At 54.7% G+C, this 12,811-nt stretch carries 9 protein-coding genes; 8 read left to right on the plus strand and 1 reads right to left on the minus strand.

The window, feature by feature from the left end; translation table 11 throughout:
* Positions 1-3 precede the first annotated feature (3 nt).
* From AAC086_RS04810 to ugpC, 7 genes are all read left to right on the plus strand, one after another.
* The gene (locus tag AAC086_RS04810; RefSeq protein WP_339775948.1) at positions 4-3,162 is read left to right on the plus strand and encodes a multidrug efflux RND transporter permease subunit; all 3,159 of its coding nucleotides are present in this window, start codon (positions 4-6) and stop codon (positions 3,160-3,162) included.
* A 282-nt stretch (positions 3,163-3,444) separates the two neighbouring features.
* Positions 3,445-4,497: a LacI family DNA-binding transcriptional regulator gene (locus tag AAC086_RS04815; RefSeq protein ID WP_339775951.1), complete on the plus strand. Its 1,053-nt coding sequence runs from the start codon at positions 3,445-3,447 to the stop codon at positions 4,495-4,497.
* 1 nt (position 4,498) lies between these two features.
* A complete protein-coding gene (locus tag AAC086_RS04820; protein ID WP_339775953.1) occupies positions 4,499-5,845 on the plus strand; it encodes an extracellular solute-binding protein in 1,347 nt (448 codons plus the stop codon).
* A 75-nt stretch (positions 5,846-5,920) separates the two neighbouring features.
* Positions 5,921-7,237, plus strand: a complete 1,317-nt coding sequence (locus AAC086_RS04825) for a sugar ABC transporter permease (protein WP_339775955.1) — start codon at positions 5,921-5,923, stop codon at positions 7,235-7,237.
* A gap of 1 nt (position 7,238) precedes the next feature.
* Entirely contained in the window at positions 7,239-8,468 is a 1,230-nt protein-coding gene (locus tag AAC086_RS04830) for a carbohydrate ABC transporter permease (RefSeq protein ID WP_339775956.1), read from the plus strand.
* A gap of 4 nt (positions 8,469-8,472) precedes the next feature.
* Complete coding sequence (locus AAC086_RS04835) at positions 8,473-9,774, plus strand: hypothetical protein (protein WP_339775960.1); 1,302 nt, start codon at positions 8,473-8,475, stop codon at positions 9,772-9,774.
* A 1-nt stretch (position 9,775) separates the two neighbouring features.
* Positions 9,776-10,828, plus strand: a complete 1,053-nt coding sequence (ugpC, locus tag AAC086_RS04840) for a sn-glycerol-3-phosphate ABC transporter ATP-binding protein UgpC (protein ID WP_339775961.1) — start codon at positions 9,776-9,778, stop codon at positions 10,826-10,828.
* A gap of 259 nt (positions 10,829-11,087) precedes the next feature.
* On the opposite strand, the gene AAC086_RS04845 is transcribed toward ugpC, so the two are convergent.
* The gene (locus AAC086_RS04845; protein ID WP_339775964.1) at positions 11,088-11,552 is read right to left on the minus strand and encodes a hypothetical protein; all 465 of its coding nucleotides are present in this window, start codon (positions 11,550-11,552) and stop codon (positions 11,088-11,090) included.
* Here AAC086_RS04845 and AAC086_RS04850 point away from each other — a divergent pair.
* Positions 11,511-12,671: a hypothetical protein gene (locus tag AAC086_RS04850; RefSeq protein ID WP_339775967.1), complete on the plus strand. Its 1,161-nt coding sequence runs from the start codon at positions 11,511-11,513 to the stop codon at positions 12,669-12,671. The genes AAC086_RS04845 and AAC086_RS04850 overlap by 42 nt on opposite strands.
* The last annotated feature ends 140 nt before the right edge of the window (positions 12,672-12,811 follow it).

Here is a 12,811-nt window from a genome sequence, read left to right on the forward strand (position 1 = left end):
ATCATGCCACAATTCTTCATCGATCGCCCGGTCTTTGCCTGGGTCATTGCGATCTTCATCGCCTTGGCTGGCATTATAGCCATTCCGCAGCTTCCGGTGGCGCGTTTTCCTGTCATTGCGCCACCAAGCATCGGCATCTTTGCAACATATACCGGCGCGGCGGTACAAACCGTCAATGACAGTGTGGTTACACCGATTGAGAAGGAACTCTCGAGCGTCAAGAACGTGCTCTATTACGAATCCACTGTCGACTCAACCGGTAGTGCCAACATCATGGTGACATTCAAACCCGGCACCAACCCGGAATTGGCACAGATGGATGTGCAAAATCGCCTCAAGAACGCCGAACCGCGCCTTCCCGAGGTCGTCCGGCGCAGTGGTGTTAATGTCGAAGCTGCTGAATCGGGTTTTCTGATGGTCATTACACTGAAGTCGCGCCGTGGCGAGACCGAAGAACTGGCCCTTGGTGATTATCTGACTCGTAACATCAGCGAAGAATTAAAGCGCGTGCCGGGCGTCGGTCGTGTCCAGCAGTTCGGTTCCGAACGCGCTATGCGTGTCTGGGTGGACCCGGCGAAACTGGCTGCCTACAACCTCACTATGGCCGACGTAACTGGTGCCATCACACGTGAAAATGCTCAGGTTTCGCCGGGCAGGGTCGGAGATGAGCCAACAGTTCCAGGGACGAAAATCTCGACGCCGCTGACTGTTCATGGCCAGTTAAATACGCCAGAGGAGTTTGCCGCAATACCGTTGCGGGCGCAGACAGATGGCTCGCGTCTTCTCTTATCGGATGTGGCACGGGTGGAACTCGGCGCGCAGACACTTGCTTTCAGTGTCAGCAGCAATGGCAAGCCCGCAGCAGCAGCCGCGATCCAGATGACGCCCGGCGCCAACGCCGTAAGCACCGCAGCCGCAATCGAAAAACGCCTGGCCGAGTTGCAAACCGCGATGCCCAAGGATATGGCGGTCTCAATCTCCTATAACACCGCGCCATTCGTGAAGGTGTCGATCACCAAGGTCATCCAGACGCTGATCGAGGCTATGGTACTGGTCTTTCTGGTAATTCTGCTGTTCTTGCAGAATATACGCTATACGCTGATCCCGACGATTGTTGCGCCGATCGCGCTTCTGGGTACTTTCGCGGTAATGATGGCCGTGGGGTATTCGATCAACATGCTGACCATGTTCGGCATGGTACTGGCCATTGGCATCATCGTTGACGATGCGATTGTCGTTGTCGAAAATGTCGAACGGATCATGACCCGGCAGGGCCTGTCGCCAAGGGACGCCACCCGTCAGGCTATGCGCGAAATTTCAGGCGCCATCGTCGGTATCACGCTGGTTCTGGCTGCTGTCTTCATTCCAATGGGCATGGCTGGCGGTTCCGTCGGCGCGATCTATCGCCAGTTCACCATATCGATGTCAGTTTCTATCCTGTTTTCCGCCTTCCTCGCACTGACGCTCACACCTGCACTCTGTGCTACGATCCTAAAGCCCGCGAGCGGTCATGCCAAAAGCGGGTTCTTTGCGTGGTTCAACAAAAAGTTCGATGCCCTAACCGCTCGCTACACCGGTGTCGTTGGCGGGGTGCTGCGGCGCGGCGGGCGAATGTTGGTCATCTATACCTTGCTGCTGGTGGCCCTCGGCGTTGGGTATTCACAGATTGCAACGTCGTTCGTACCAGAAGAGGATCAGGGGAATTTCATGGCCATGTTCGAGCTACCGGCAGGTGCCACTGCCGAACGGACCCGCGAGATCGTCGCAACATATGAAGCACATACCGCTTCTCGTCCCGATATTGTCGAGAATATCGTCATTCTGGGGTTCGGGTTTTCCGGCTCTGGTCCCAATGCTGCGCAGGCATTCACCAGTCTGAAAGACTGGAGCGAACGCGAGACGACGGTAAACGAAGAGATCGCGGCAGCCGAGGCTGCGATGGCGGACATCCCCGAAGGCACCGCAATGATCATGAAGCCCCCCGCCATTGAATCGCTCGGCACCACGTCAGGCTTTGCGCTACGGCTTGAGGACAGAGGTAATGCCGGTCCGGCTGCGCTGAAGGTGGCCGAAAACCAGCTGATTGCGCTGGCATCTGAAAGCAAGTTGCTTACCGGAGTGATGACAGAGGGCCTGCCCGACGGGCAGAGCATCGCGCTCAGGATCGACCGTCAGAAGGCGCTGGCGCTTGGAGTCTCCTTCTCGGCGATAAGCGACATGATTTCGACAGCAATCGGATCGAGCTACGTTAACGATTTTCCTAACGAAGGCCGACTTCAGCAGGTTGTGGTACAGGCCGATGCACCCGCCCGGATGCATATCGAAGATGTACTGCGTCTCCAGGTGCGCAACATTAACGGCGGGATGGTTCAGTTGTCCGAAGTCGTCCAACCTGTATGGGAAACCACGCCTCTGCAACTGGCACGTTACAACGGCTATCCAGCCGCACGCATCTCGGGCTCGGCAGCACCGGGAGTATCTAGCGGTGCGGCGATGGACGAAATAGAGCGCTTGACACAACAGTTGCCAAAGGGCTTTGCACTGGAATGGACCGGTCAATCCCTGCAGGAAAGACAATCCGCGACGCAGGCTCCGATGCTCCTGGCCGCCTCAATGCTGGTTGTATTCCTCGTGCTCGCGGCTCTCTACGAAAGCTGGTCAATCCCGCTGGCGGTCATGTTGGTCGTGCCACTGGGTGTGCTCGGCGCCGTTCTGGCGGTGCTGGCGCGCGGGATGGAGAATGACGTGTTCTTCAAGGTAGGCCTCATCACCATAATCGGGCTTTCCGCCAAGAACGCCATTCTCTTGGTCGAGTACGCCCGACACTTGCGGCATGACGGAATGAGTCTCTATCGGGCGGTGCTGCGGGCGTCCCGGTTACGGCTTCGGCCTATCCTGATGACCTCGCTGGCCTTCATTCTGGGTGTCGTCCCGCTGATGATCGCACGCGGTGCAGGCTCTGAAATCCAGAATGCGATTGGAACCGGCGTGTTTGGCGGGATGTTATTCGCAACAGTGTTGGCGGTTTTCTTTGTACCGGTGCTTTACGTGACCGTCAGTCGCTTGGCCACGCGGAAATCATGGGAGAAAAATTTGAAGAAAAACATAATCCCATCTGACCAGAGGGTCATCCCCCCGGAAAATAACGGGCTTCAAGAGTAGAATTTTCTCGAACCTAATAAACGGAAAGATTTTGATGAAGATGAGCAGATTTGGCGAAGCACAAATCCTTTCAATCCTGCGTCAGGCAGAAGCAACAAACGATCCCGGTACCCCCTTCCGGGCCTTGTTTGCAGAATACCGTTATTTGACTTCCGAAAGCGCTTTCGGTAGCGTGATACGCGTTATTAGAAACAAGCGTAAATTTCATACGCGTTTAGATGTCGATTGCCTTTCTTCCGATCAGGAGGTTGCGTGCCGCGTTCAACGCCCCGGAATGAAACCATGTCCATCGCCCGACTGGCCCGCCACCTGGGCCTGTCGGAAGGAACCATTTCACGTGCGTTAAACAATTACCCCGACATTGCTGACAAAACCCGCGAACGCGTGCAAAAGGCGGCCCGGGAACTGGGATATCGCCCGTCGTCAAGTGCACGTCGCCTGGCACGCGGGGTGATCGAAACCATCGGTTTTGTTTTACCCACCTGCCGCACCCAGCATTCCGACCCGTTTCTGGCCGAACTCCTGAACGGGCTTGCCACCGAACTGGCCCTGCATGACTGGGACCTTCTGGTGACAGCCGTACCAGACGGACATGACGAAGTTGATGTCATTGACCGGCTGGTCGGATCGGGCAAGGTGGGCGGGTTTGTCATTGCCCGCACCCATCGATCCGATGCCAGAATTGATTATTTACGCAACAGTGGCGTGCCCTTTGTGGTGCAAGGACGCACCGACGATCCATCGGACTATTCCTGGCTTGATATTGATAACGAACAAGCGTTTGTCGATGCTGTGAGTTATTTGCGCCATTTGGGACACGTAAAAATCGCCTGTCTGGGCGGCGACCCCACCATGAATTTTGCCTGGCAGCGCCGCAACGGTTATGTGCACGCCATGGCGCAACAAGACGGCCATATTGGTGTGGGATATCTGATTGATGGCATCACCGACGCCGTTTCCGCCATAGACGCAACAAACCGCCTGCTTTCCATCACCAGAAATGACCGTCCCACCGCCCTTTTATGCGTTACCGATGCCGTCGCCATTGGCGCAATGCAGGCCCTGAATGCTGCGGGCCTGAAGGTAGGGCAGGATATGTCGGTCATGGGGTTTGACGGCTTGCCCATCGGGCTTGCAGTGCAGCCCGCCCTGACCACCCTTCATCAGGACAGTTACGAAATTGGCCGTGAGGCCGGGCGAATGGTTTTGGGCCTGTGTACCAGCACAACGCCAAACCCGTCCCCCCTCCAAACCTTATGGCAAGCCAAACTGACGCCGCGTGCGTCAGTCAATCCGCCGGGCACAAGCCCGGCCCAACAAAACCAGGGAGGCTAAAATGACATTGAAATTTCCCCGCATTCTGGCGGTTGCTGCCATCGGCCTGATGGCCACGACCAGCATCGCCAGCGCCCAGCTTCGGTTCTGGACCACCGAAGAACAACCGGACCGGCTGGCAAAACAGCAGGATATGGCCAAGGAATTTGAAAAAGAAACCGGAACATCGGTCGAGGTTATTCCCGTTACAGAAACCGACCTTGGCAAACGCGCCACAGCGGCCTTTGCCGCCGGTGATTTACCCGACGTAATTTACCTGACATTGCAATATGTGTTGCCGTGGTCAGAAGCAGGCATCCTTGATACCGTGGCCAATGATGAAATCGTCAAGGAACTGGGCACCGAAACCTTCACCGCCAAAGCCCTGGAAATGGCCGATTTTGACGGTGAAACAGCCGCCGTTCCATCGGATGGCTGGACCCAGATGGTGCTATATCGCAAGGACCTGTTTGAAGAAAAGGGCCTGGCTCCGCCCGACAGTTATGCCAATATCGAAGCTGCGATCAAGGCCCTGAACAACCCGCCCGATATGTATGGCTTTGTTGCCGCAACCAAGGTTGATGAAAACTTCATGAGCCAGGTGCTTGAAGAAGTTTTCCTTGCCAATGGTGCGACCCCGATCAAACCCGATGGCAGCATTGGTTTTGATAAAAAGAAACTGGTTGAATCGCTTAATTTCTACAAAACCCTCGCCAAGGCATCCCCTCCTGGCGACCTGTACTGGCAGCAATCCCGCCAGGTTTATTTTGCCGGCAAAGCCGCCATGATCATTTGGTCGCCGTTTATCCTGGATGAACTGGCAGGCCTGCGAAACAGCAACCCGCCCACCATCAATGATGACCCGACATCAACCGAACTGGCTGAAAAAACCGGTATTATCACCCGCCTGTCTGGCCCGTCGAACAAAGCCGGGGCCGCGTGGGGCGATGTGCGCTATTTCGGGGTAACGGCCGATGCCGACACCGACCCGGCAATGGAATTTGTCAAATTCTCGCTCGACAAGGGATATACCCAAACCCTGTCGATTGCGCCCGAAGGCAAGTTTCCCGTGCGCCCCGGCACCAAAGATGACCCCGAAAAATTCCGCACGGCATGGATGACCCTGCCTGCCGGGGTGGATCGGAAAAAACCGCTGGCCGACATCTATTCAAAAGAAGTGATCAATAACATTATGGAAGGTTTGGATAACGCGGATCGTTGGGGTGTGAAGGAAGGCAAACTGGCCGAGGCATCGCGCATTATCAATTCGCAAGTGATCAACCGCCTGACGCGTGAATTCATCGATGGCGAACGCGATGCAGACGCCACCGCAGACATGATCAACGAAGAAATCGCCAAGATCCAGTAGCCGATCCCCCGATCCGTTTTGCGCCAACCAACCGGCCAGGAAATGCACCTGGCCGGTCTGACCAGGCAGGCCAACATGACCACGGCAACACCCGATACCACATCACAAACCCCCGCCCCACAGCGAAAAAAGCGCGGCATCGGCCCGATGGAGCGCCGCGAAGCACGGCTGGCTTACAGCCTGCTGATGCCCACCTTTGCCATTGTGCTGGGCATCGTTTTGTTTCCACTGATCGCCAATTTCTGGATCTCGGCAAAGCCGGTCACATTGGGGGATTTGCGTCCACCACGCATCATTGCCTCCGAGCGGCTTCGCGGGGATCTGGAAAAGGCGGGCGACGAAGCCCAGATCGAATACCGGGTTCGTAACTCGTCACAAAGCCAGGAAATCCGCAATGTAACCCTAAGCGACACCCTGCCCGCCGGGCTAAGCCTGACCAAACCGGATTCCCGTTGCCGGGTTACAGGCCGCGAAATTATGTGCGAGCTGGGCGATTGGGAAGGCGGCAGCCGCGAACGTTTTTCAATCGGGGTCACCGCGCAACAGGCCTATATCGACAATCCCGTCAAACCACGAGACAACGAACCTGTGCTGACCGGCACCGCCGATAATATCCTGACCAATTTTGAATTCACCTTTGACAATTTCATTGGCGTGTTCAATTCACGCGAATTCTGGCCGGTTTTCTGGGTCACCATTGCCTATACCGTTTTTGGCACCGGCGGGGCTTTAATACTGGGCCTGTTTGCCGCACAGTTGCTTCATCAGAAATTCCCCGGGCGATCCATTTTGCGCGGGTTGTTTCTATTCCCCTATGTTGCCCCTGTCATTGCTGTGGCCTTTACCTGGCTGATCCTGCTAGATCCGTTTTCCGGCACGTTTAATGCCGTTCTGCAAAAAATGAACATCACCAACGAAGGCATTAACTTTTTTGGCAGTCGGTCGGTTCCGATAACGTTTTTTGGCGTGACCTTTGAATTCCCCCTTGCCCTTGCGACCGTCATTGCGTTCGAGGCATGGCGCTATTTCCCGCTGTCCTTTCTATTCATTCTGGCGCGAATGCAGTCCATTTCATCAGACATGTACGAAGCCGCCGAGGTCGACGGGGCAACGCCGCTTCAGCAATTCTGGCACATTTCCATGCCGCAACTGATTGGCATTTTATCGACCCTGTTCCTGCTGCGCTTTATCTGGACGTTTAATAAATTCGACGACATTTTCCTGCTGACCGGTGGGGCCGCAGGCACACGAACCCTCACGGTCGATGTCTATGAACAGGGCTTTGCATTGTCCAATCTGGGTGCGGGGGCGGCTGTGGCCGTGGTGATTTTCTTCATGCTGCTGGTTTTTGCCATCGTTTATTTCCGTTTCGTCCACCGCGAGGATTCCTGACATGCGTATCGGAACCGGTTTTCTACTGGCCATTCTTTCCGGGGTGCTGTGGGGAATGATCGCCATTGCCATTGCGGGCATCTCGCTAACCCTCATTTCCGGCTTGCCATCGGCACCCGTGCTGTCGGCCGGGGCGATTGCAGGCGCGGTCAGTGCCGCCATTATCATGCTGCGTGCGCCCAAATTGCGCACAAGCGGGCTTTATCTGGCGGCCTTTATCGGGGCGATCATTGCCATGCTGGCCGCATCTTTTGCCGCCCCTTTTACCGAACCATTCGCACATGCCCCGGTGGGACAGGCGATTGGCATTGCCGTTATTGCAGGTGCCATCACATTGACCAACCGCGCCTGTCTGGAGGGCATCGAAAGTGGCATGCTTAAACGCTATACCCTTGATGTTGTCATTGTGCGCATTTTGCGCGGGTTCGGCTTTGTCTTTTTTACCGTCATTGTCGTTCTGCCATTTTACGTCATGGTCATGACCAGCCTGAAAAGCCAGCAAAGCCTGTTTCAAAACCCGCTGGATTTATCGGTCGATCTGTCGCAAGGCGCTGGCAGCCTGTTTAACAGTTATGTTGAACTGTTTACCAAGTTCAATTTTGGCCGGTTTTTGCTGGTTTCAAGCATTGTTTCTGTCTGTACCGTTCTGATCACGCTGGCATTTTCCATTCCCGGGGCCTACGCCGTTGCCCGTTTGCGCTTTCCCGGTCAAAACCTGCTGTCAAAATCGGTGTTGCTGATTTATCTGGTCCCCATGATCGTGCTGGTCATTCCGCTTTATTCGGTTTTCAGCCAGCTTGGCCTGCGCAATTCCATTGTTGGCCTGCTGATTGTTTATCCTGCCACCACGGTGCCGGTGGCCCTTTATATGTTGCAGGGCTATTTCCGGGGTCTTCCGGTGGAGCTTGAAGAAGCCGGGTTGATGGATGGTTTGGGCCGACTGGGCGTGATCTGGAAAATTACCCTGCCGCTGGCCCTGCCCGCTTTGGCGTCGGTGTCGCTTTATGTGTTCATGATCGCCTGGAACGAATTTCTGTTTGCCTTCATGTTCCTTGACGATCCCAACATTTTCACCCTGTCCCGCGGGGTGGTGTCGCTTAATTCATCCGAAGTCCCCCGCCAGCATCTGATGGCGGGGGCCGTCGTCGCCACGATCCCGATTCTGGTAATCTTTTTGTGGTTTGAACGGTTTCTGGTTCAGGGCCTGACATCTGGCAGCGTGAAAGGATAATGTCGTGATCAATCCCGAAACGACGGCAAGGCTGGATACCAAAGCACAACAGATTTTACGCGCCAACGACAAGGGCGGCTATACGGTGCCCACCAAGGGGCTTTATCCCTTTCAATGGAACTGGGATTCAGCCCTTACCGCGCTGGGCATTGCCTGTTTTGATGCGGATCGTGCATGGCAGGAAATTGAAACGCTGTTATTCGCGCAGTGGGATAATGGCATGATCCCCCATATTGTGTTTTGGCAGCACCAAGAAGGCTATTTCCCTGGCCCCGGCGAATGGCAAAGCGGGCGCACCCCGCCCACATCGGGCATTACCCAGCCCCCCGTGGCGGCCACAATTGTGCGCCAGTTGGCAAACTTTTTACCCGGTGATCATGGCGCACGGGTCACACCGATGCTGCACGCACTGGACCGCTGGCATCAATGGTTTGCCGATGCCCGCGACCCCGACGGGCAGGGTGTGGTTGCCATTATGCACCCGTGGGAAAGCGGGCGCGACAACCTGCCAGACTGGGACGCACCGCTGGCCCATATTGATACGTCACATGTGGGTGCCTTCCTGCGCCGCGACACCCAATTGGTAAACGCGGCCGAACGCCCGCGTAACCACGATTACGATCACTATATGGCGCTGGTGCAATTTGGCCGGAACTGCCAATGGCATGTTAAAACCATTGCCGAAAAATGCCCGTTCTGGGTGGCAGAACCGGGCATGAATGCCATTTTGCGCCGGGCAGAGCGCGATCTGGTTGCCCTGGCATTGCAGTTTAACCTGCCCAACATTGCCACCTGCGCCACCGACCGCCTCGCCCGGCTTGACCACGGCTTTAACCAGTTATGGTCCGACATTGCGAAAGGCTACACCACGCTTGATTTGCGAAACAATAAACTTGAACATCGTTTATCATCAGGGAGTTGGTTATCCCTATACGGAGGGCCGGAAAACGAAGAACGGGCCGAAATACACTTTTCTACCTTAGACCGGTGGCGGCAACAAATTCGCTTTGCCCTGCCCAGCTTTGACCCCGGCGACCCGGCCTTTGACGATATTCGTTATTGGCGCGGCCCGGTATGGGCCATGATCAACTGGATGATCGCCACCGGCCTTGCCGAACATGGCCACCCCGACATGGCTGACCAACTGGCCGATGATACCGCCGCCCTGATCGACCAATCCGCCTTTCGCGAATATTTCAGCCCTGTCACCGGCAAGGGAGGCGGCGGTAAGGATTTTTCATGGACAGCCGCGATGTGGCTTTACTGGGCATCGCCGAGCGCCCGCCAAAAAACGGAGACACAATAACATGGGCCAGATTGAACTTCGCAATGTGCGTAAATCCTTTCGCGATATTGAGGTGATCAAGGGGATCGACCTGACAATTGAAGAAGGCGAACTGATGATTTTTGTTGGCCCGTCGGGCTGCGGCAAATCAACCCTGCTGCGCCTGATAGCCGGTCTGATCGAAGCCAGCGACGGGCAAATCATGATCGACGGCGACGATGTGACCGGCAAGCCGCCCGCAGAACGTGAACTATCGATGGTGTTTCAGTCTTATGCGCTTTATCCGCATAAAACCGTGCGCGAAAATGTCGGCTTTGCCCTGGAAGTATCCCATATGGCCAAGGCCGACATCAAAGCCAAGGTCGACGAAGCCGCCGCCACCTTGCAACTTGACCAGTTGCTGGATCGCAAACCAAAGGAACTTTCGGGCGGGCAGCGCCAGCGCGTTGCCATTGGCCGGGCCATCGTGCGCGAACCCAAGGCATTTTTGTTTGATGAACCGCTTTCAAACCTTGATGCCGCCTTGCGCGTTGAAATGCGGCTGGAAATTGCCCGTCTGCACAAGAAACTGGCCGCGACCATGGTTTATGTCACCCATGATCAGGTCGAAGCCATGACCCTTGCCAGCAAGATTGTGGTGTTGCAGGCAGGCCGGATCGAACAGGTGGGAACCCCGTTAGACCTCTATCGCAAACCGGCCAACCTGTTTGTGGCGCAGTTTATCGGCTCGCCTAAAATGAATGTCGCGGGGTGCCAGGGCAAAGGCGATGCTATTACATTTTCCGACGGCAATAGCGTTGCCACGGGCCGCACTGCCGATAACGCCACCCAATTTGGTATCCGCCCCGAACACATCACCCTGACCAAGCCGGAAAAAGGCATATTGCGCGGCCAGATCGACGTGATGGAACATCTGGGTTCCGACAGCTTCGCCTATGTTCAGATCAACGATATGGGCCTGTTCACCGTACGGGTTGTTGGGCATTCGGAATTACAAGCCGGGGCCTGCGTCGGCCTGACATTCGACACCGGCAATCTGCATCTGTTTGACAGCAATGCCCGTGCCATCCTGTAGTGGACTGCACATGGCAGGATAATGGATTCAGGCCCATTTGCACGAACAGTCCCGATCCTGATTGGTTCGAATTTTACACATATTTCAAACCATTTTTTGTTTATTTAAGGATTAAAGTCTGAAACAATACGCCTCATGGTTGAGGGGCTTGCAGGGGGATGTCATGCAGCGATCATGGCTTATGCGCAGCAGTGCTTTTACATTGGCAGTTTTATTTGTTTCGGGCTGCGCAATGATTTCCAACGTCGATACCCCCATTTCAGATAATGTTGGCATTGGCAAAAAAGAAACTTTGTGGGAACGCAAATTGTGCGGTGTAAGGGCCGAGCAACCAACCAAAGCCAGGAATATTATTCTTGCTGATCTGTACCCGCAGCAAGGCTGCCTTGCCTTTGCTTCCGCGCTGATCACCTGGAAACGCTATCGCGATGCTGCCGACGACATCACGACCAGTGAAACCATCCTTAATATGGGCATTCTCGGACTTGCGGCAGGCACCATCTGGGCAGCGATTGATGATAACTCCAACAATCTGATTGCCGGACTGGGCATAGGTACGGCGGTGCTGTATTCCGGCTCCAGTATCCTGGCCCCCGAACAAAAACGCGAAATTTACCGCACCGGGGCCAAAGCCGCCGCCTGCATCATGCGCCGTGCGAACGGGTTGCTGGCGGACCCGGTTGTGCAATATCAACAACAACTGGCCGATATTGTCACCAAACATAGCAAGCTTAAAAACAAAGCCGCAGACATCATCACCTCAAACTCAGAATTACTCGCAAGGCTTGCCGCGCTTAACCAGAAACTGACCAGTCTTGAAACAACCATCGTTCAAGATAAAATTGCGATTGATGAACACAGTGTCCAAGGCACTAAAGCGGCCATGGAAATCAGCCAATCACTGATCGAGCTTGATGACAAACTGCGCGAACTTCTTGACCAGACTCTTCCCAACCCGGCAACGATCTTTGAAACTGTTCAGGGGAGTACCACAAATTATCTCTCCCGCGCTGTCTCGCTGCCGGGAGTTGGAAATTTGCCGCAAACAGTGTTGCCCAACGTTATACCATTAAGCTCTCAACCTGGCGGCGAAAAATCAATGCCGGACGACGCTCTCGATCTAAATACAGTGGAAAAAATTATCAATCTGCATGTGGAAGTTAATGCCTTAAAAGCCGAGATGGAAGAACTGCACAAGAAACTGCAAACAGCCCTGCTGACGCCATACAGTTTTAATTTCGCCAACTGCAATAATCTTGGCATTGAAACGCAGTTGATCCTCACGGAAAGCGAAATTTCACTACAAGCTGGCACTGTCGCGCATGTCAGCATCATTGGCGGTCAACGCCCCATTCGCGCGACCATGGCACGCCGCCCGGCCGGGTTAAGCCTGGATCGCAGTTTCAATGACGACGGCGACACAGAATTTGCCATTGGCTGGAACGGATCAGGCAACCAGTATGGCGACTATCAAATCCGGTTCATTGATGATCATGGCGCGGGAAATGTGCTGTTGCTAAAGTTATCACCCGGCCTTGCCTTGGCTAAAACAGAATTTACCCAAAAAAACGGCGATGAATTTAAACTGACCATCAACAACGGCGGCACACCGCCATTTTACCTTTTTTATCAGGGTGATAAAACCGGTTTTGGCTTGAAAAGAAAACAGGACAATACTTTTCCTGACTACACATATGGCACCGCCATACCTGACCAGCCAATCACCCTGAAACTAAACCAAGCGGGCACCGGCGAAGAAACAACCCAAACGTTTATGCTGGTCGATACAACCGGAAAATCGGCGACGTTTACAATAACGATCCCGAAGCCGGATGGCTCCTGAACCGGGCTTTGGTGCGCAATCTTCACAGGCGTAAAAAATCAGCCCCGGTCAATGGGGTGCCTGTGTGCGAAAAATGGTTGGCACCCGCACTTCGTATAAAATCGGTATCGAAACAGTCCCCAATTCTCAACAAGTATAAC

Origin of the sequence: uncultured Thalassospira sp. (assembly GCF_963976115.1) — a bacterium.
Taxonomy (GTDB): domain Bacteria; phylum Pseudomonadota; class Alphaproteobacteria; order Rhodospirillales; family Thalassospiraceae; genus Thalassospira.